The sequence below is a fragment of the Clostridium malenominatum genome, from assembly GCF_039521365.1.
Classification (GTDB): Bacteria; Bacillota; Clostridia; order Clostridiales; family Clostridiaceae; genus Clostridium_AW; species Clostridium_AW malenominatum.
Map to the genome: position 1 here is coordinate 1245534 of NZ_BAAACF010000001.1, position 19780 is coordinate 1265313.

The 19780-nt window shown below is 30.6% G+C and carries 20 protein-coding genes and 1 other annotated feature; of the genes, 12 read left to right on the top strand and 8 right to left on the bottom strand.

Features of this window, described 5'->3' with window-relative positions:
* Window positions 1-270: 270 nt before the first annotated feature.
* On the top strand, window positions 271-597 hold the full coding sequence (locus ABDZ69_RS06270) for a cupin domain-containing protein (protein ID WP_343767844.1): 327 nt from the start codon (window positions 271-273) through the stop codon (window positions 595-597).
* 133 nt (window positions 598-730) lie between these two features.
* On the opposite strand, the gene ABDZ69_RS06275 is transcribed toward ABDZ69_RS06270, so the two are convergent.
* From ABDZ69_RS06275 to ABDZ69_RS06285, 3 genes are all read right to left on the bottom strand, one after another.
* A complete protein-coding gene (locus ABDZ69_RS06275; protein ID WP_343767846.1) occupies window positions 731-2116 on the bottom strand; it encodes a Na+/H+ antiporter NhaC family protein in 1386 nt (461 codons plus the stop codon).
* Window positions 2117-2338: 222 nt separating this feature from the next.
* Window positions 2339-2902, bottom strand: coding sequence for a chromate transporter (locus ABDZ69_RS06280; RefSeq protein ID WP_343767848.1), 564 nt, complete (start codon window positions 2900-2902; stop codon window positions 2339-2341).
* Entirely contained in the window at window positions 2895-3473 is a 579-nt protein-coding gene (locus tag ABDZ69_RS06285) for a chromate transporter (protein ID WP_343767850.1), read from the bottom strand. Before ABDZ69_RS06285 ends, ABDZ69_RS06280 begins: the two co-directional genes overlap by 8 nt.
* Window positions 3474-3596: 123 nt before the next feature.
* On the opposite strand from ABDZ69_RS06285, the gene ABDZ69_RS06290 reads away from it, so the two are divergent.
* Both ABDZ69_RS06290 and ABDZ69_RS06295 read left to right on the top strand, forming a co-directional pair.
* Window positions 3597-4481, top strand: coding sequence for a LysR substrate-binding domain-containing protein (locus ABDZ69_RS06290; protein WP_343767852.1), 885 nt, complete (start codon window positions 3597-3599; stop codon window positions 4479-4481).
* Window positions 4482-4582: 101 nt separating this feature from the next.
* Window positions 4583-6589: a thioredoxin domain-containing protein gene (locus tag ABDZ69_RS06295; RefSeq protein WP_343767855.1), complete on the top strand. Its 2007-nt coding sequence runs from the start codon at window positions 4583-4585 to the stop codon at window positions 6587-6589.
* A gap of 42 nt (window positions 6590-6631) precedes the next feature.
* On the opposite strand, the gene ABDZ69_RS06300 is transcribed toward ABDZ69_RS06295, so the two are convergent.
* Together ABDZ69_RS06300 and ABDZ69_RS06305 are read right to left on the bottom strand one after the other, a co-directional pair.
* Window positions 6632-7324 (bottom strand): LrgB family protein, encoded by a 693-nt coding sequence (locus ABDZ69_RS06300; RefSeq protein ID WP_343767856.1) that lies wholly within the window; start codon window positions 7322-7324, stop codon window positions 6632-6634.
* Window positions 7321-7674 carry a CidA/LrgA family protein gene (locus tag ABDZ69_RS06305; RefSeq protein WP_343767858.1) on the bottom strand — a complete coding sequence of 118 codons (354 nt, stop codon included), beginning with the start codon at window positions 7672-7674 and terminating at the stop codon, window positions 7321-7323. Before ABDZ69_RS06305 ends, ABDZ69_RS06300 begins: the two co-directional genes overlap by 4 nt.
* A 69-nt stretch (window positions 7675-7743) precedes the next feature.
* Here ABDZ69_RS06305 and ABDZ69_RS06310 point away from each other — a divergent pair, with 69 nt between their 5' ends.
* The 6 genes from ABDZ69_RS06310 (at window position 7744) to pflA (ending at window position 15379) form a co-directional block, all read left to right on the top strand.
* Complete coding sequence (locus tag ABDZ69_RS06310; RefSeq protein WP_343767860.1) at window positions 7744-8943, top strand: MFS transporter; 1200 nt, start codon at window positions 7744-7746, stop codon at window positions 8941-8943.
* 66 nt (window positions 8944-9009) lie between these two features.
* Window positions 9010-9195: a binding site (T-box leader), on the top strand.
* 53 nt (window positions 9196-9248) lie between these two features.
* Complete coding sequence (gene argS, locus ABDZ69_RS06315) at window positions 9249-10940, top strand: arginine--tRNA ligase (RefSeq protein ID WP_343767861.1); 1692 nt, start codon at window positions 9249-9251, stop codon at window positions 10938-10940.
* A 95-nt stretch (window positions 10941-11035) separates the two neighbouring features.
* Complete coding sequence (locus ABDZ69_RS06320) at window positions 11036-11833, top strand: ribonuclease H-like domain-containing protein (RefSeq protein ID WP_343767863.1); 798 nt, start codon at window positions 11036-11038, stop codon at window positions 11831-11833.
* Between the two features lie 24 nt (window positions 11834-11857).
* Window positions 11858-12238 carry a CBS domain-containing protein gene (locus ABDZ69_RS06325; protein WP_343767865.1) on the top strand — a complete coding sequence of 127 codons (381 nt, stop codon included), beginning with the start codon at window positions 11858-11860 and terminating at the stop codon, window positions 12236-12238.
* Between the two features lie 203 nt (window positions 12239-12441).
* Window positions 12442-14664, top strand: coding sequence for a formate C-acetyltransferase (pflB, locus tag ABDZ69_RS06330; protein ID WP_343767867.1), 2223 nt, complete (start codon window positions 12442-12444; stop codon window positions 14662-14664).
* Complete coding sequence (gene pflA / locus ABDZ69_RS06335; protein ID WP_343767869.1) at window positions 14651-15379, top strand: pyruvate formate-lyase-activating protein; 729 nt, start codon at window positions 14651-14653, stop codon at window positions 15377-15379. The genes pflB and pflA overlap by 14 nt, the downstream gene beginning before the upstream one ends.
* Before the next feature lie 131 nt (window positions 15380-15510).
* On the opposite strand, the gene ABDZ69_RS06340 is transcribed toward pflA, so the two are convergent.
* From ABDZ69_RS06340 to ABDZ69_RS06350, 3 genes are read right to left on the bottom strand one after another with little or no spacing between them, the layout of a single operon-like run.
* Window positions 15511-15654 carry a FeoB-associated Cys-rich membrane protein gene (locus ABDZ69_RS06340; protein WP_343767871.1) on the bottom strand — a complete coding sequence of 48 codons (144 nt, stop codon included), beginning with the start codon at window positions 15652-15654 and terminating at the stop codon, window positions 15511-15513.
* Between the two features lie 12 nt (window positions 15655-15666).
* Complete coding sequence (feoB, locus tag ABDZ69_RS06345) at window positions 15667-17430, bottom strand: ferrous iron transport protein B (RefSeq protein ID WP_343767872.1); 1764 nt, start codon at window positions 17428-17430, stop codon at window positions 15667-15669.
* Window positions 17405-17671 (bottom strand): FeoA family protein, encoded by a 267-nt coding sequence (locus ABDZ69_RS06350; protein WP_343767874.1) that lies wholly within the window; start codon window positions 17669-17671, stop codon window positions 17405-17407. The genes feoB and ABDZ69_RS06350 overlap by 26 nt, the downstream gene beginning before the upstream one ends.
* Window positions 17672-17827: 156 nt before the next feature.
* Here ABDZ69_RS06350 and ABDZ69_RS06355 point away from each other — a divergent pair, with 156 nt between their 5' ends.
* The 3 genes from ABDZ69_RS06355 (at window position 17828) to ABDZ69_RS06365 (ending at window position 19736) form a co-directional block, all read left to right on the top strand.
* Window positions 17828-18208 carry a PilZ domain-containing protein gene (locus tag ABDZ69_RS06355; protein ID WP_343767876.1) on the top strand — a complete coding sequence of 127 codons (381 nt, stop codon included), beginning with the start codon at window positions 17828-17830 and terminating at the stop codon, window positions 18206-18208.
* A 110-nt stretch (window positions 18209-18318) separates the two neighbouring features.
* The gene (locus tag ABDZ69_RS06360) at window positions 18319-19053 is read left to right on the top strand and encodes an HAD-IB family hydrolase (RefSeq protein ID WP_343767879.1); all 735 of its coding nucleotides are present in this window, start codon (window positions 18319-18321) and stop codon (window positions 19051-19053) included.
* A 95-nt stretch (window positions 19054-19148) separates the two neighbouring features.
* Entirely contained in the window at window positions 19149-19736 is a 588-nt protein-coding gene (locus tag ABDZ69_RS06365) for a ribonuclease H-like domain-containing protein (RefSeq protein WP_343769598.1), read from the top strand.
* Window positions 19737-19780: the final 44 nt, after the last annotated feature.

The following is a 19780-nucleotide window of genomic DNA, read 5'->3' on the forward strand; positions in this document are numbered from 1 at the left end:
TGTTAAATTAGAAAAATAAGCTGAACTTAATGCCCCTAAACCTAGGGACGTTAATATTATCCCACCACCTCAGCAGAAGGCAGCAAGCATAGCCGGTATAATTGAGAATATGCTAAGTAGTTTTTCTTTCATATATTATCCCCCAAAAAATTCTGATTGTTAGATTAATTTTAATACTAACAGATATTTTTTATAATTAGTAACCATGGTTACTTTCAATGTGGTATAAAAATTATATTATAAAGGTATAGATTTTGAAAGGAGAATTTTATGATAGAAAAGATTTATGAATTTAAAACAGTAGATGAAAAGGTAGTTGAAAAGCTTGTTGACGATGATAATTTAGCATTAAATCATATGATTTTTACTAAGGGAACAGGTCTTCCAGAGCATTATTCAAATTCCAATGTGTATATGGTGATAACAAGAGGAGTGCTAACATTAAAACTAGATGATCAAGAACCTCATAAATATGATAAGGGACAAATTATAAATATTCCTTATAATACAAGGATGAATGTAAATAATTTTCATGAAGAAATATTAGAAATTTTTGTAATTAAATCTCCTAATCCAAGATACTATGAAGATAAGTAATAGGATTTAAGGATTAAGAAGTGACAAGAGAATATGTATCTTGTCACTTCCTAACTTTGTACTACAGGGATTTTACCCATATATGTGATTTCTAATTCATGGAGCTTAAGAAATATATAAAATAAAGATTTAGCTAATTATAAAGACTATCCGTTGCCTGTTTTTCATTCTGAAACTTATGCAGATAAGCAAAAATAAATGTAATCATGGGGGACAGGTAGCATAACACCGTATAAGGTGCATATGACATAGTTGGAATTCCCGTTGTTATAAAAATAAATAATGAATTTACATTCCAAGGAATAAGTGGTGCAATAATTGTTCCAGTATCTGCTATAGTTCTAGCCAAAGTAGTATTTTCAATTCCAAATTCTCTATATTTATCCCTTAAGAGCTTTCCAGGCAGTATTATACCAACACTTTGATCACTTATAGCTGTTAATGCACTACTTATAAATCCTGTCTTCAAAATAAGTTCTTCTCTTGATTTAATTCTTAGTGTTATTCTCTTAATTATAGGTATTATAAGACCTGTTTCTTGAAATATGGTGCTTAGGGTGATTGCACCTCCTATTATAAGCAATACCTCTATCATAGACATCATACCACCGCTAACTAATATTGCATTTAATTCAACACTGTTAGTATTTATTCTATAACCATTAAATACGGCAACAATAATATGAATGAAGTTTGCTTTTTGCAGACCAATAGAAACAATTATCCCACCAATTAATGCTAAAAATACTGATTTTACCATTGTCATTCCCCAAAATGACATAATTATAATGCTTAAAGGCAAGAGTAATAATAATGGTGATACAACAAAGTTTCTGCTAATAGCTGAAGTAAAATTATCTATATTTGAGTTTACAAGAACCAAGCTATAGTTTTTTCCTATAAAATAATATAGTAATCCTGATACAAAATAAGTTGGAAGTAATGTCTTTAATATAGACATTAAAGCTTCTTTATAACTTATCTTTACGGTTTCAAGTGTAAGATTAAAAAGGCTTGATATTGGAGAAGTCTTATCTGCTATAAAAGACCCTGAAATTATAGCCCCCAAAAGAATATAGTCAGGGATTTGAAATATCTTTGCTAATCCTAATAATGCAATTCCTATACTACTTATAGTCCCAAAGGCTGTCCCCATAAATATTGAAACTATAGATGTAAGAACAAAAGCAGAAAATAGAAAATTCCTCCCTTGCATATATTTAAGGCCATAGTATAACATAGTTGGTACAACTCCTGAAGCCATCCATATAGAAATCATAGCACCAATTAATGCCATTAAAATGAACAGTGATTTACAGTCACAAAGACCTTTCTTTATCATAGTAAAAAGTTCAGTTGAGGAAAATCCGCTTTTTATAAATAAGCATGAAGCAACAACTATGCTTACAACAAAACCGTAAAATAAAAATATTTTTAATATAATACAACTAATAATTGAAATAAGTGTAAGTATTAAAATAATATAAGTATATTTTTCAGAAACTGTATTTCCTTTCATATATCATTCCGTCCTATCTATTGATAAATTATATGGTTAATACTGGTAATTACATGGTATAGCAAGTATTTTTGAAAGTCAAGCTTAAATACAATATATTTTAGCCCTAGTTATCTTCATTAAATTTTCATAGACATAAGGCACAATAATTTAGGAAGATTATAAATATATATATCATGCAAAATCCAGAAAGTGTCTATACAAATTAGTATTTCGCAAACATCATTGATAAAAAAACAAACCCACAATACCTGTTAAAATGATAATTAATATTGGATTCATTTTATACTTTCTTAGTGAAAATAAAGAAATAGTAAATACAATTATAGCAGTAATGTTAAATCTAGCAGCTTTAACATTGAGTAGTGGTGAGTCAAAAAAGGCAATCAAAACGATAGTAGATGCAGAAGCTGCAATAAGTCCAACCGAAGTAGAACGTAGTCCTTTCAATATATTAGAAAGGCTATCTATATCTTTATGTTTTCTGAAAAACCTGTATAAAAGAATGGAAAGAATAAATCCAGATAGAATACATCCTAATGTGGCTACTATAGCTCCCAATATCCCTGCAATACGTATCCCAACAAAAGTTGAAGTGTTAACCGCTAAAGGTCCAGGGGTCATTTGGGAGATTGTAATAATATCAGAGAATTCTTGCAAAGTAAGCCAATGGTAGAAATCGACTACTTGTTCCTGTATTAATGGTATTGTAGCATAACCGCCACCAATACTAAATAAACCAATCTGTAAAAAACTTACTAATAAAATAAGGATATTTTTAGTCATACCTTGCCACTCCTTTCCTTCTTTTCAAATAAGTTTGTACAAAACATAGGAATGAGCAGAAAATAATAATTAAAACAACATTAATATTTAAAAAGAAACTAGCGAAGAATGAAGCGGGAACCATTAATGTTAACAACCAATTTTTTTCATTTAAAATTCCTTTACTCATATCAATGACTAAATCTACGATAGTAGCGGCGACACCTGCCTCCATCCCTTTTAGTATTGAAGAAATAACTCTATTATCCCGAAATACACTATAACAAGAAGATATAACAGATAAAATAAGCAAAGGGGGAAGTACTGTTCCGATACAACAAATGATTGCGCCTATTAGTCCAGCAATACGATAACCTACTAATACAGAAATATTAACTGCAATAGCACCAGGTGTTGACTGCGAAATTGCTGCCATATCCAGTAGCTCCTGTTCATTGATCAACTTTAGATTATTTACGAAGTATTTCTGTATCATAGGTATAACAACGTATCCACCTCCAAAGGTAAATGCGCTTATAGAAAACATTATTCTAAATAGGGAAAAATAAAGCTTTAATTTATTAGATTTCATAATGATAAAATCCTCCTTTACATACAAAGTATAAACTTTTTATATTATACCCATAGAAATATTATAAGTAAAATAGTATAATATTATAATAAACATAACTAACTAGTAATGAGAGGGAGCCATATGAACTTGAGGCATTTGCGTATTTTTAAAACTGTATGTGAAGAAGAGAGTATTACCAAGGCATCTGAAAAGCTGTTTATGACACAGCCAGCAGTTTCTCATGCAATCAATGAACTAGAATGTCATTTAGGTATTTGTTTATTCGATAGAATTTCAAGAAGACTTTATTTAAATGAAACAGGAAAACTATTTCTAGGAAAAACAATAAAGCTTTTAGAATTATATGATGATTTGGAACAAAACTCCAAAGAATTAGAGGACAATGCAACTATCAAAATTGGATCAAGCATAACTATTGCAAATTTTATTTTACCTAAAGCAATAGCAAAATTTGAAACGGTTTGCAAGAATACTCCCACCAAAGTTATAATTGATAATGCCAGAAATATTGAAAATATGATACTCAACAATGAAATTGATCTAGGGCTCATTGAAGGAGTTATTTATAAGGAAGAGTTAATAAAATTTCCATTTTCCAGCTATGAATTGACAGTACTTTGTTCGCCTGAACATAAATTTGTGTTAGAAAAGTCCGTAGATGTTAATGAGTTAATAAAGGAAAGGTTATTATTGAGAGAAGAAGGCAGTGCCATTCGTGATATTTTTGACAGTGCATTATTATTACACAATATAACTATAAATCCAGAGTGGATAAGTGTAAATTCACAAGCTTTAATATATGCAGTAAAGCAAAATTTAGGAATTAGTGTGTTACCAAAAATATTAGTAGAGAACGAGCTTAGCAGTGGAGAACTTTGTGAGGTAAAAGTAAATGATTTTGAATTAAACAGTGTAAATCATATTGTCTTTCATAAAGATAAGATTCAAACTAAGAATTATAAAACGCTAATTGAAATAATCAAGAGTAAAGCAAGTGATAAATAAATCACCTCTATTAAAAAGAAGCAAAAGAGTTCGTCTAAGATTACTATTAAATTAATTATAGTAATCTTTTTTAATTAGGGAATAATATTTAAAAATGTAATATGAAAGACGGTGGTGTTATGCCTAATAATAAAGTACCTAATCGATTGATTAATGAAAAGTCTCCTTATTTACTGCAACATGCATATAACCCTGTAGAATGGTTTCCTTGGGGAGAAGAGGCTTTCTCAAAAGCTAAGGAAGAAGATAAGCCAATATTCTTAAGTATAGGTTATAGTACTTGCCATTGGTGTCATGTCATGGAAAGGGAATCCTTTGAGGACGAAGAAGTAGCAAAGGTATTAAACAAAGATTATATATGTATAAAGGTAGATAGAGAAGAGAGGCCTGATGTAGACAGTATATATATGAGTTATTGTCAGGCTATGACTGGAAGTGGTGGGTGGCCTCTTACCATAATTATGACTCCCGATAAAAAACCATTTTTTGCAGGGACGTATTTTCCTAAAGAGAGTAAGTATGGAAGACCTGGTGTAATGAATCTTTTAAAGGAAGTAACTTCTCAATGGAATAATAAAAGAGAAAAAATATTAAATTACTCTTCAAATTTATTGAAGGAGATTAAAAAAACATCCATAGCAGAGGGAAAAGAAGAGCTAAATGAAGAGGTGCTGATAGGTGTATTTAATAGGTTGAAGAAAGCCTTTGATAGTAACTATGGAGGGTTTTATACCGCACCTAAATTTCCAACTCCTCATAAGTTAATGTACTTATTAAGAATGTGGAAAGTACATGGTTATAAAGAAGCACTGCATATGTTTGAAAAAACCTTAGATGCAATGTATAAGGGTGGTATATTTGACCATATAGGCTTTGGGTTTTCAAGGTATTCCACAGATAAAATGTGGCTTGCACCTCACTTTGAGAAAATGCTTTACGATAATGCATTATTAGCCTTAGTTTATGCAGAGGCTTATGCCGAAACTAAAAATGCTAGATATAAAGAGGTATGTGAAAAGATATTTTGGTATTTAGAAGATAAGATGATATCAAAGGAAGGTGGACTTTTCTCTGCTGAGGATGCGGATTCAGAAGGTGTGGAAGGCAAATTTTATCTTTGGACTCCTAAAGAAATTAAAGAGGTTCTTGGAGAAGAAGATGGAGAATACTTCTGTCAATATTTTGATGTTACGGAAAAGGGTAACTTCGAGGGCAAAAATATAGCAAACTTAATAGAAAAGGATTTAGAGGAAATAGAAGAAGTGGATTTAAAGAAATTAAATAATTTAAGAGAAAAGCTATACTCTTACAGAGAAAAAAGAATACACCCTCATAAAGATGATAAAATTCTAACCTCATGGAATGGATTGGCTATAGTAGCTTTTGCTTATGCAGGAAGAATATTTAATAATAAGCGTTATATAGAACTAGGAGAAAAAGCTTTAAACTTTATTTTGATTAATTTAACTAGAAAGGATGGAAGACTTTTAGCTAGATATAGAGAAGGTGAAGCGGCATATCTGGCTTATCTAGATGACTATGCATTTTTAATCTGGGCATTAATAGAGCTCTATGAAGCTACCTTCAAGGAAGTGTATTTGAAAAAAGCCACTCATTTCAATAAAGAAATGATAAATTTGTTTTGGGATGAAGAAGGCTCAGGCTTTTACATGTATGGAAAAGATGGAGAGGAACTATTAATGAGACCAAAGGAAAGCTTTGATAATGCGATACCTTCAGGGAACTCTGTTGGCATATATAATATGTTAAGGCTTTCAAATATTAACGAGGACATGGAGCTTAAAGAAAAGGCGGAAGCTGCATTAAATACCTTCTCTTATAATATAAACCATTATCCCGATGCTCATTTGTTTATGTGTATTAATTTGATTTATACCATAAAGGAAAACAATAAGATTGTAATCGAAGGTAAATTTGGAGAAGAAACTTTAAATAATATGATTAGTGAAATAAATAATAGATTTACTCCTTTTACTGATGTTAAATTAGATATGATAGAAGAAAATAAAACTACTGCCTATGTATGTAAAAACTATGCTTGTAGTAATCCAGTTAACACAATAGAAGAGTTTATAAAACTTCTCTAAGAAGAAATAATTAAAAGGTGAGATTTTTATAAATTTCACCTTTTAGTTTATAAGATTTATTAAAATAGGGGCTAAAATTGCAGTTATAAGCCCAGCAATACCTATAGCAAGTCCACTCATGGCTCCTTCAGTTTCACCCATTTCCATAGCTTTTGTAGTTCCAATGGCATGAGTTGAGGTTCCGATGGCAATACCAATAGCAACCTTATCAGTGATTTTAAACACTTTGCAAATAATAGGAGCAATAATAGCACCCATTATTCCAGTAATTACAATTGCCGAAACGGTAATGGCAGGAATACCACCTATAATTTTAGATACTTCAATGCCTATTGGTGTAGTTATTGCCTTAGGCACTAAAGACAGAGTGAGTTCCTTATCTATTTTAAACAGCTTGCATAAATATATAACACTGATTATGGCAGTAAAGGAGCCTACTGTTATACCTAAAAGTATAGGAGTTAGATATTTTTTTACTAGTGAAAGCTGTCTATATAAAGGAACAGCAAGAACTACTGTAGCAGGTCCTAAGAAAAAGGAAATTAATTTTCCACCTATATTAAAATCATCTAAACTTATGTTAAATTTAATCAATATAAACACTATTATTAAAACACATATTAACAAAGGATTGAATATGGGGAATTTCGTCTTTCTATAAATAGTTAGAGCAATTTCAAAACATATTATTGAAAGCAGTATCCCAAATAAAGGGGATTGTATTATGGTATTCATTTATAATGTTTCCTCCTTACATATAATTGTATTGTCCAACCTGTCACCACCATAGTTATAATGGAGGAAATAAAGATTACGGATAAAAAAGCTACCCATTTTCCATTTAGTATGGGTAACGCAGAAATTATGCCTACACCAGCTGGAATAAAGAAAAAAGAAAGATGATCTAATAAAAAGTCGCTTAATTTATCAACCATATTAATTTTTATTATATTTAAAGATAATGCTAAAAATAATAGAAGCATACCTAAAACATTTCCAGGTATAGGAGTATGAAAGATAAGGTTTATTAATTCTCCTAAAAGGCATAATACTAATATAATACCTAATTGTCTTAAAAGCTTCACAAAAAACACCTCCTATATCATTTTATTACTATTAAGATAAAAATACTAGAATTTGAGGGAGAAAATTTTATGGAAGATTTTATAAAAAGTATTTTTGCTCCTTATAAGGGATTGCCTAGAGAAATTTATATTATGTTTTTTTCAAGGATGATAAATAGTCTAGGAAGCTTTGTATATCCTCTTTTGACTTTAATATTAACTCAAAAGATAGGTGTATCAAAAAGTGAAGCTGGTGTTTTTATGACTTTAATAGCTATTTTTTCAGCTCCAGGAATGCTTATCGGGGGAAGACTAGTAGATACCATAGGAAGAAAAACCACCATACTAATATTTCAAACTTTAGCTCTAGTTGTTTTTATAATATGTTCATTTTTAAAACCATCTTTAAAAATGGCATATATTCTTATGTTAGCGCCAGTTTTTTATTCTTTTTGCATGCCAGCGCAGGACGCAATAACAGCAGACTTGACTAACGAAAATAATAGAAAAGAAGCTTTTTCGTTGCTATATATGGGGCATAATTTGGGTTTTGCCATTGGACCTATAGTCGGTGGAATACTATATAAAAACTACTTACCTTTAGTGTTTTTGGGAGATGCTTTTACCACATCCATATCTCTTATTTTAATTATGATTTTTATTAAAGAAACTTTAAACAAAGATAATAAAAAAAGTGAAGAACATAAAGAATCTTCATTTACTATATTGAGAAAAAGAAAAAAGCTAATATTGTTTTCTTTAATACTTTTTATATATCAATTCTCCTATTCTCAATGGGGATTTTTGTTACCCTTACAGTTAGGCGGAATTCATGGAGAAGATGGTGGAAGATATTTTGGGTTAATGGCTGGAATTAATGGCGTTATAATAGTAATATTTACTTCTATTATATCTAGGATTACTATGAAGATAAGGGGATTAAAAATTATTGCTATAGGCGGGTTATTATATGCCCTGTCATTTTTAATATTTTCTATGAAGAGTACATTAGCATATTTTTATATAGCTGTAGCTATAATGACCTTTGGAGAAATCATGGTGTCGGTAAATACTCCAGTATATATTTCAAATAATACTCCACCAAGCCACAGAGGAAGAATAAATGCTATTTTGCCGACAATATATGGATCGGGATGGGCATTAGGACCTGTCTTTATGGGGATGTATTTATCTCAAAATGAAATAGAAAAGGGCTGGCTTTTAGTTTTTTTACTTATGTTTATTGCTTCATTACTCATGATGATTTTAAATATTTATAAAAATAAGTAGTTCATATTGACAAAGTATAAAGTAAAATACTATAATTACTAAAGATTAGTAGATTATTATTAATAGTTAAATTCTTAGAAGAGGAAAGTACTTTTTAACAATTCTTTAAGCGAGCAGGAAAGGGTGGAAGCCTGTAAGAAATTAAAAAGGAAGAGAACCTTGGAGAAGCTTATTTAGACGCTAACCCCGTTAAGGTTTTAAGTGGACTATTGTCAATTAGAGTGGTACCGCGGGTTTATAGCCGTCTCTTTTATTTTAAGAGAGGGCTTTTTTGTATATAATTTTAAATTTGAGGAGGAAAAGTAATGGATTTTAAAAAGTTAGTAGCAGAAAGAATAGCTGAAAACATAGAGTTACCTATTGAAAAGGTTGAAGAGCTTATAGAAATACCACCAAAGTCTGATATGGGAGACTTTGCATTTCCTTGTTTCCAGCTTTCTAAAACACTAAGAAAGGCTCCAGTTGCTATAGCTAGTGAGTTAAATGAGAAGATTAATAAAGAGGGCTTTGAAAAGGTTGAAAATTTAGGGCCATATTTAAACTTTTTCATAGATAAAGAGGTTTTTGCAAAGAGTACTTTAGAAAAAATCATATCAGAGGGCGATAAGTATGGTAATTCAAACATTGGAGAAGGTAAAAATGTAGCAGTAGAATATTCTTCTCCAAATATCGCTAAGCCTTTCCATGTGGGACATTTATTTAGTACAGCTATAGGAAATTCCCTATATAAAATAATGAACTCTCAAGGATATAACTGTGTGAGATTAAATCACTTAGGGGATTGGGGAACACAATTTGGTAAGCTAATATCAGCTTATAAAAAATGGGTAGATGAAGAAGCTTTAGAAAAAGAACCTATTAAAGAGCTTCTAAGAATATATGTTAAATTCCACGACGAAGCGGAAAAGGATCCTTCCCTAGAAGATGAAGGAAGAATGTATTTTAAAAGACTTGAAGAAGGCCGAGAAGAAGAAACAAAATTATGGGAAAGATTCAAGGAATTAAGCCTAAAAGAATTTAATAAAGTATACAAAATGCTTAATGTTGAGTTTGATTCTTATAATGGTGAAAGCTTCTATGGAGATAAGATGGATGCAGTAGTAGAAGAAATTCAACAAAAAGGATTATTAACGGATAGCAACGGAGCTAAGGTTGTTATGCTTGAGGAATATAATATGCCACCATGTATTATAAAAAAATCTGATGGTGCTACTATCTATGCCACTCGTGACTTGGCAGCGGCTATGTATAGAAAAAAGACCTATGACTTTTATAAGAGCATATATGTTGTTGGACTTGAGCAAAGCCTACACTTTAAGCAGGTATTTACTACATTAAAACTTATGGGACATGAGTGGGCAGAGGATTGCAAACACATAGGATTTGGACTTGTAAGATTTTCTGATAAAAAACTTTCTACAAGAAAAGGAGAAGTTATTTTCCTTGAAGATTTATTAAAAGAATCCATAGATAAAACCATGGAAGTTATAAAAGAAAAAAATAATGATTTAGAAAATAAAGAGGAAGTAGCTAAAAAAGTTGGAATAGGGGCAGTAATATTTACTTACCTTAAGAATAATAGAGAAAGAGATATTGTATTTAGCTGGGACGAGATGTTAAGTTTCGATGGAGAAACTGGACCATATGTGCAATATAGCTATGCTAGAGCAAAAAGTATATTAAGAAAACTAGGAGATGTATCAGGAGAAGTTGACTATAGTAAATTAAGTTCTAAGGAAGAGTTTGAACTAATAAAAACCTTAGAAGGCTTTAACAACAGCATAATTTATGCAATTGATAAATTAGAGCCATCAATAATTACAAGATATGTTATAGATGTAGCTAAAGGATTTAATAAATTTTACAATCAATATAGCATTATAAATGCTGAAGATGAAGAAACAAAGAAAGCTAGATTAAAATTAGTCCAAAGTACTTGCGTAGTAATTAAAAATGCTTTAGACTTACTAGGTATAGAAGTTGTAGAGGAAATGTAAAGTAAATGGCTTGCAATCTTGTGCAAGCCATTTTAAATTTAGGCATTATATTGTATAATTATAATCGTTTGTAAAATATTTTTTGGAGGATAACTATGATAATTCATGAAAAAAGCATTGATATAAGTGTACCTAGCGAGATATTCATAAAATATAATTTAAATAATATAGCTTTTTTTGATATAGAGACAACGGGTTTTAGTAAAGAAGAGGACAAGATTATACTTATATCTTTAGGTAAATATTTAGAGAACGATATATATAGTATAAAACAATATTTTGCAGAAAACATTGAGGATGAAAAAAATATTTTGCTGGAATTCGGTAAGGATATAGCTAGATTTGATAAATGGTGTTCTTTTAATGGCATTGCTTTTGATGAACCTTTTATAAAGAACAAGCTGTATAAAAATAAACTTGAGGTAAACTTGCCAGAAGAACATATAGATTTATACAGGCGAATTAGGCCTTATCATAAGCAATTGGGATTACAAAGATGTAATTTAAAATCTGTAGAAAAATATCTTGGAATTAAAAGAAAAGACACCATAGATGGTGGGCTTAGTGTAATTCTATATAATGAATATATTAGAACCAGAGATGAAGAAATAAAAGAGAAAATACTTCTTCATAATTATGAGGATGTGCTTTATCTTCCTAAAATATTTCATTTAATATATAAGATGGATAATAAAAGTGATTTAACTATAGAAAATCCATTGACGGACAAGCAAGAAAAATATTTGATATTTTTGTTAAAGAAGAATAATATAAATATAGAAGTTGATTTAAATAAAATATCTAAGAGAGCAGCTTGTAGACTAATTGATAGTATTATTAAAGGGGAGAGGGATTCAAATTCTTTAAAGGAAATTATTAATAATAGCTATTGATTTATTATTATGGAGGTGTTTATTATGCCAATTAAAGACATAATGGTATCTAAATTAATAACTTTAAAACCAGAGGATGAGGTAAAATATGCTTTAGACTTAATGAGTGCTAATAACATAAATGGAGCACCAGTTGTAGATGATTCTGAAGTACTGGTAGGAATGATTGTTAAAGCAGATATTTACAGATTTTTAATGGAGGAAGGTCATTATGATACTTGTCCTGTAGATTGGGTTATGACAAAGAAAGTAATAACAGCTTCACCAGAGGATGATTTAATTGAGGTAGCAGATAAGCTAAGGAAATATAATATTATAGCAATTCCTATAGTAGATGAAAAGGAAAAATTAAAAGGAATTGTAAGCATTGAAGACGTAGTAGATTATTTTTTGCATAATAATTAAAAATCAATTTAATAATATGCTATGGTAAAGCGAAAAACAGAGTAAATTAGTGAAGAATTCAAGCTAATTTATTCTGTTTTATTTATTTGTTGTTTTATTACGAATATTAAAGATTAAAAATATAATAATATATGTTATAATATGAACAAGAGATTATAAATAATAATTAATATACGCATTAATCGTAATAAAGGAGGAATTACATGAACAATCAATGGAGAAATTTTGAAACTGGTGAATGGATGAATAAGATTGATTTAAGAGATTTTATTCAAAAAAATTATACACCTTACTATAGGGATGATAGTTTTCTTCAGAAACCAAGTGAAAAAACAAAAAGAGTATGGGAAATAAGTAATAATTTAATCATAGAAGAATTAAAAAAAGGTATATTAGATGTGGATGTAAGGAGCGTATCAGGTATAGATTCTTATAAGGCAGGATATATAACAAAAGAGAATGAAGTAATTGTAGGGCTACAAACGGATACTCCTTTAAAGAGAGGTGTAAATCCTTTTGGTGGAGTTAGAATGGTAAAACAAGCACTAGAAGAGTATGGATATGCCATAGATCCTTTTATGGAAGAAGTGTTTTCCAAGTATAGAAAAACCCATAATCAGGGAGTTTTTGATGCCTATACTGATGAAATGAGAAAAGCTAGAAGTGCAGGAGTTTTAACAGGGTTACCAGATGCCTATGGAAGAGGTAGAATAATAGGCGATTATAGAAGAGTGGCTCTTTATGGAATAGATTTTTTGATTGAAGAAAAGAAAAATGATTTAAATGAAATTAAAGGAAAACTTTTAGATGAGAAAATTAGATTAAGAGAAGAAATTAATGAACAAATTAAGGCATTAAAAAAGATGAAGAATATGGCTTACAGTTATGGAATAGATATATCAAAACCTGCAAGGGATGGAAGAGAAGCGGTTCAATTTTTATATTTTGGATACTTAGCTGGGGCAAAAGAAAATAATGGTGCTGCAATGTCACTAGGTAGGACAAGTACCTTTATAGATATATATATAGAAAGAGACTTAAAAGAGGGAGCTATAACAGAAGAAGAGGCACAAGAGATAATAGATCAATTCGTTATAAAACTAAGATTGATAAGACATTTGAGAACACCTGAATACAATGAGCTCTTTGGAGGAGACCCAACTTGGATCACTGAATCTATAGGAGGAGTAGGACTAGATGGAAGACCTCTAGTGACTAAAACATCTTTTAGATTTTTACATACCCTTATAAACTTAAATCCTGCTCCAGAGCCTAATATGACTGTTTTATGGGCTCAGGGACTACCAGATAGTTTTAAAAAGTTTTGCGCTAAAATGTCAGTTTTAACGGATTCTATACAGTATGAAAATGATGACGTTATGAGACCTATATATGGTGACGACTATGGAATTGCCTGTTGTGTTTCAGCCATGAGAATGGGAAAGGATATGCAGCTTTTTGGAGCTAGATGCAATATAGCCAAGGCTTTGTTATTAGCTATTAATGGAGGAGTAGATGAAAGAAAAGGAGAACTTATTGTTACAGGCGTAGAAAAGATTCAAGATGAAGTATTAGAATATGACAAGGTATATTCTAACTATGGTAAGGTATTAGAGTATTTGGCTGGACTTTATGTTAATACTATGAATACTATACACTATATGCATGATAAATATGCTTATGAAGCCTCACAGATGGCATTACACGATACTTACGTTGAAAGACTTATGGCTTTTGGAGTAGCCGGACTATCTGTGGCAATAGATTCTCTTAGCGCAATTAAATATGCAAAAGTTACTCCTATAAGAAAAAATGGATTGGCAGTAGATTTTGAAATAAAAGGTGAATTCCCTAAATACGGGAATGATGATGATAGAGTAGATAATATTGGAGTAGAATTAGTTAAAAGGTTCTTAGAAGAACTTAAAAAGCATGAAGCTTATAGAAATGCTAGACACACCCTTTCTGTATTAACAATAACATCAAATGTTATGTATGGAAATAAGACAGGCTCCACACCAGATGGTAGAAAAATTGGAGATCCTCTTTCCCCTGGAGCTAATCCTATGCATGGAAGAGATAAGGAAGGGGCACTAGCGTCTTTAAACTCTGTAGCTAAGATACCTTATTGTTATTGTGAAGATGGGGTTTCTAATACATTTTCCATAACTCCTAAGTCGTTAGGAATGAGCTTAGAGGACAGGATAAGTAATTTAGTGTGTATTATGGATGGATATTTTATTCAAGGAGCCCACCATCTTAATGTAAATGTAATGAATAGAGAAACTTTAATAGAGGCTATGAAATGTCCAGAAAAATACCCTACTTTAACTGTTAGGGTGTCTGGGTATGCGGTAAATTTTAATAGACTTTCTAAAGAACAACAAGAGGAAGTTGTAAGGAGAACCTTCCATGATAGAATGTAGGAGAGGAAGAATACATTCTATTGAAAGTATGGGCCTGGTAGATGGTCCAGGAATAAGAACTGTCATTTTTTTTCAAGGATGTAGTCTAAGGTGCATATATTGCCATAATCCTGATACTTGGGATAGAAAACTAGGGTATGAGGTAAACTCTGTGGAGCTTATAAAAAAGATAATAAGATATAAACCATATTTTGAAAAATCTGGAGGAGGAGTTACTTTCTCGGGGGGAGAATGTCTAGACCAAGAAGAATTTCTTTTAGAACTTTTAAAAAGATGTAAAGAGGAAGGAATTCATACGGCTATAGATACATCAGGATATGGAAGAGGGAACTATGAAGAAATACTTAAATATACAGATTTAGTTCTATTAGATATTAAACATATTAATGATAAGGGGTACAGAAGGATCACAAATTGTGGAATAAGTGGTTTGGAAAAGTTTATAGAGGCTTTAAACAACAGTAATTCAAAAGTTTGGATGAGACATGTTGTTATTCCAGGAATTACAGATAATGAAGAGCATATGGAAAGCTTTAGAGAAATATTATATAAAATAAAAAATCTAGATAAGGTTCAGTTGTTGCCATACCATTCTATGGGAGTAGAAAAGTATAAAAAATTACACATTTCTTATCCTTTAAAAGGTGTTAAAGACATGGATGAGGAAAGGCTAGATAAATTAAATAGTATAATAAAAAAGGTGAGTAGTTTTTAAAACTACTCACCTTTTTTGTCCGATGACTACCCGCTCCAATACTCCTATCTTATCTAAAGTGGGTGATAGGAGCGGCTACGTCCCTGGATAACGATTTCTAAGAATCAGATGGAGCAAAAACTCCACCTGGTTCAAGAATTCTGTTTGTAACTAGGACAATGAGAAGAACAACTATCGCAGTGGCAACCGCCAGAGGATTTCTTTTTTATATTTTTATATAGTATATAAACAGCTGCAAAGGCTATAATTCCAGTTATTATTATTTGAACTACCATAAAATCAACCTCCTAAAAAAATATACTGCCTAAGTTGTAAACTAAGAAGGATGCTATCCATGCTAAGGCAATTTGGTAAAAAACTGAGCCTATAGCCATTTTAGTACCATATTCCTTTTTCATAGCAGCTATTACTGACACACAAGGAGTGTAGAGCAATACGAATACTAAGAAGGAAGCAGCAGATAACTGGTTGAAAAAAGTAGGTAAAACCTCTACTAAATTACCACCGTAGATAACTCCCATGGAACCAATAATAACTTCTTTAGCCATAAGGCCTGTAAGTAATGCAACGGAATTTTCCCAAGTTGCAAAGCCTAGTGGAATAAATATAGGATTTATAAACTGCCCAATCTTAGCTAATAGGCTGTGGTTCATGTCCACCATGCCACTAAAGTTAAAGTTTGATAAAAACCATACTATAACGGATATTGAAAAAATTATAGTTCCTGCTTTCTTTAAGAAACCCTTTCCTTTATCCCAAGTGTGTAATAAAAGATTTCTTAGCTCAGGCATTTTATATTCAGAGAGTTCAATAATAAAAGGCTCTTCATCTTTTTTAAATATTGTATTTTTAAATATTATACCAACAATAAAGGCTATCAATACTCCTAATAAGTATAATGCCATAACTACTATAGATTCCTTGCCAGGGAAAAATACGGAAGCAAATAATGCGTAAACTGGCAGTCTTGCATTACAAGACATTAAAGGTACTAATAGGGCTGTAAGTTTTCTATCCTTTTCACTTTCTAAGGTTCTAGCTGCCATTATACCAGGCACTGAGCATCCAAATCCCACTATAAGAGGAATAAAGGCTTTGCCGGATAATCCCATGCCTCTCATTATTTTATCCATAATAAAAGCCGCTCTAGACATATAACCGCTATCCTCTAAAAATGAAATTCCAAGGAATAGGGCTAGTATTATTGGTAAAAACACAATTACGGAACCAACACCACCGATAATTCCATCTAGAATTAAAGATTGAAACCAATCACTAGAACCTTGTAGATAAATTTCTACTATAGGGATAAGTTTTTCATTTAATAAAGCATCTAGTAAGTCTGAAAGAGGTTGTCCTACCCAAGAGAAGGTAAATTGAAATATTAAGTACAATATGCCCAAAAACAATGGATAAGCTAAATACTTGTTCAGCAATATGTTATCTATTTTATTGGTAACGGTTATGTGATTATCTTTATTATAAGTTAAAACTTCACCTAAAACATTTTCTATATAAGAATAGGCTTCTTCCTCGTTACGAAAGTGATAATCATTATCAGTAGTAGGGTTTAAAAATTTACCGTCTAAAAGAAGCTCTTCAATTTTGTCAACTCCTATTCCTTTAGATGCGGATATTGGTATTATAGATACATTCAATTTTTTTTCTAATAGTTCATAATCAATTTTCATATTTCGATTTTGAACTATATCTATCATATTTAATAAAAGCACTATGGGCTTATTAAATTCTTTTAATTGAAGTGTCAAATAAAGGTTTCTCTCTAAATTTGACGCATCCACAATATTTAATATTACGTCAACATTACCTTTAGATAGAAACTCTTTTGAAATTTTTTCTTCGTTAGAATAAGTGTCCATGGCATAAATTCCAGGAAGGTCTACAATTTTTATGTCTTTATTGATAAACCCTTCTTTCTTTTCAACGGTTACACCAGCCCAGTTACCAACATATTGATTTGAGCCTGTTAACGCATTGAAAAGAGATGTCTTACCCACATTTGGGTTACCTAGAAGCGCAGCAGTTATCATAAATAGCCTCCAATCTCTCGTTCAAGTTAACATGTATATTCTTAGCATCTTTTTTTCTAATAGCTAAATCAAAGCCTCTAAAATTTATTATTAGGGGGTCACCAAAGGGTGCAGTTTTTTTTACTTCCACTTCAGTTCCCTTTATACATCCTAAAGCCAATAATCTTTTACAAAGTTTTTCATCTCCACAAATATCTTTAATATATGCTCTGTCGCCAGGCTTTAATTCATTAATACTCATAATAACACTCCTTATTGAAAACCATTATCATTCTCAAATAAAATATATCATCTTTTTCTCACAAAGTCAATAATATTTTGCTGGTGTTTTCTTATAATAAATAATATAATAAGATTAAAAAAAACATAATAGACTTATACGTGCAGAGGTGGTAAATTGGACTCAAAGATATATAGAAATGGAGAATATGTTTATATTAATAGTAGTGAAAAGAATGAAAAAAGAGATGTTGAATTAGATATATATTATCCTAGGGTTAACAATAAGAGTATTTATGAGAATTATAAGTCATCAGAGCCAGTAATGAAAGGTATAAAAATTGACTCAGAAGGTATAACATTAATAAGTAAGACTCCTTTAATTGTAGGTGATTTTGTTAACTTTTCTATAGCTTTAGGAGAGTACCCTTCCTTTTGGTGTCTTTGTGAGGTGAAATATGTGCAATATGAAGATACAAATTGTAAGGCACAATGCGAATTTTATTCTCTAACTATGGAACAAATAAATATGATCAAAGAATATATGAATGGCATATAACTATTTATAATGAGTAGAATATAATATTAATAAGGTGTATAATAATGGTAGAATTTAGAGAGAATTCTACCATTTGTTTAATATACATAATGCTTTATGGAGGAAATGATATGAAGAATATTGTTGCATTTTTTGATATAGATGGAACTCTATATCGCGAGGGACTAATAGCAGAGGTATTTAAAAAATTAATAAAATATGAGATAATAAGTGGAGAAAGATGGCATAATGAAGTTAGGCCAGAGTATGAAAGATGGGACAAAAGGCAAGGGAATTACGATAACTACCTTTTGAAAATGGCGGGCATATATTTAGAAGCAATAAAAGGTCTTCATAAATATCAAGTAGAGTTTATTGCTAAAAACGTAATAGACCAAAAGGGTGATAGGGTGTATACTTACACAAGAGACAGAATAAAGTGGCATAAGGAACAAGGACATAAGGTTATTACTATATCAGGAAGCCCTATAGAGCTAGTAAAGGAAATGAGCTTAAAGCATGGTTTTGATGATTATAGGGGAACCATATATTCTATGAATGAAAGTGAAATTTATACTGGAGAAGTAATACCTATGTGGGATAGCGTTAATAAGCAAAAGGCTATAGAAGAGCTAGTTTTAAAGTATAATATTGATTTAAATAATAGCTATGCTTATGGTGATACTTCCGGAGATTTTTCTATGTTTCAAATGATAAAATATCCTGTTTGTGTAAATCCCACTAGAGAATTAATTAATAAAGTTATTGAAGATGAGGAAGTTAGAAAAAAGATTAATGTTATAGTTGAAAGAAAAGATGTAATATACAATATTTCACCAGAGAATTTAAATTTAATGATGTGGTAATTTATTAGAAAAGAGTGGTACTATTGATTATAAGAGAAAAGAGTTTTTTAGTTGAGGATATTTTAGAAGAGCATTGCTTGAAAATTTCAGATGAAATGATTTATAAAGAATCTATTTTCTTTGATTTAGAACACTATGTTTATAGAAAACCAATATGCATTGGAGTGTTTGGAAGTTGTTATTATGATAGCAATACAAATAAAATAAACATAACTCAGTATATGATCGAAAATAAAGAGGACTCAAAAGAAATACTAAAATTAGCTAAAGAATACTTTGAACATGTTATCAAAGATAAAAAATATATTGTAACATTTTCAGGTAATAATGATTTTACAGTAATAAAGTATTTATTCCAAAAGTATAAAATTGACTTTGACATTAGCAGTAGATTCATTCATATAGATATTCAAAAAGAATATGAGAAATGTAAAAAAACAAGTATAGGTCTTAAGGCTCTTGAAAAAGAATTTGATATACAAAGAGAAAGTGAATTAATAAGTGGTCAAAATTTGGCCAAGACCTTTAGTAAGCTAGTTAAAGATGAAGAATACATTAATAGAATGCCAAATGAAAAAAAAGAAAAAATACTATTATATAATGAACAAGATGTAGTTAGCCTTTTTTATATGAGCGTTGATTGGAATAAGATTGCCGTAGTCGAAGAGAGTGAAATAGTATAAAAAACTGTAGGGACCTTTATATAAGTCCCTACAGTTTTTTATAT

Coding starts and splice junctions, on each gene's coding strand:
- ABDZ69_RS06270 (WP_343767844.1), top strand. CDS start 271: ATGATAGAAAAGATTTATGAATTTAAAACAGTAGATGAAAAGGTAGTT.
- ABDZ69_RS06275 (WP_343767846.1), bottom strand. CDS start 2,116: ATGAAAGGAAATACAGTTTCTGAAAAATATACTTATATTATTTTAATA.
- ABDZ69_RS06280 (WP_343767848.1), bottom strand. CDS start 2,902: ATGACTAAAAATATCCTTATTTTATTAGTAAGTTTTTTACAGATTGGT.
- ABDZ69_RS06285 (WP_343767850.1), bottom strand. CDS start 3,473: ATGAAATCTAATAAATTAAAGCTTTATTTTTCCCTATTTAGAATAATG.
- ABDZ69_RS06290 (WP_343767852.1), top strand. CDS start 3,597: ATGAACTTGAGGCATTTGCGTATTTTTAAAACTGTATGTGAAGAAGAG.
- ABDZ69_RS06295 (WP_343767855.1), top strand. CDS start 4,583: ATGAAAGACGGTGGTGTTATGCCTAATAATAAAGTACCTAATCGATTG.
- ABDZ69_RS06300 (WP_343767856.1), bottom strand. CDS start 7,324: ATGAATACCATAATACAATCCCCTTTATTTGGGATACTGCTTTCAATA.
- ABDZ69_RS06310 (WP_343767860.1), top strand. CDS start 7,744: ATGGAAGATTTTATAAAAAGTATTTTTGCTCCTTATAAGGGATTGCCT.
- argS (WP_343767861.1), top strand. CDS start 9,249: ATGGATTTTAAAAAGTTAGTAGCAGAAAGAATAGCTGAAAACATAGAG.
- ABDZ69_RS06320 (WP_343767863.1), top strand. CDS start 11,036: ATGATAATTCATGAAAAAAGCATTGATATAAGTGTACCTAGCGAGATA.
- ABDZ69_RS06325 (WP_343767865.1), top strand. CDS start 11,858: ATGCCAATTAAAGACATAATGGTATCTAAATTAATAACTTTAAAACCA.
- pflB (WP_343767867.1), top strand. CDS start 12,442: ATGAACAATCAATGGAGAAATTTTGAAACTGGTGAATGGATGAATAAG.
- pflA (WP_343767869.1), top strand. CDS start 14,651: ATGATAGAATGTAGGAGAGGAAGAATACATTCTATTGAAAGTATGGGC.
- ABDZ69_RS06340 (WP_343767871.1), bottom strand. CDS start 15,654: ATGGTAGTTCAAATAATAATAACTGGAATTATAGCCTTTGCAGCTGTT.
- feoB (WP_343767872.1), bottom strand. CDS start 17,430: ATGATAACTGCTGCGCTTCTAGGTAACCCAAATGTGGGTAAGACATCT.
- ABDZ69_RS06350 (WP_343767874.1), bottom strand. CDS start 17,671: ATGAGTATTAATGAATTAAAGCCTGGCGACAGAGCATATATTAAAGAT.
- ABDZ69_RS06360 (WP_343767879.1), top strand. CDS start 18,319: ATGAAGAATATTGTTGCATTTTTTGATATAGATGGAACTCTATATCGC.
- ABDZ69_RS06365 (WP_343769598.1), top strand. CDS start 19,149: ATGATTTATAAAGAATCTATTTTCTTTGATTTAGAACACTATGTTTAT.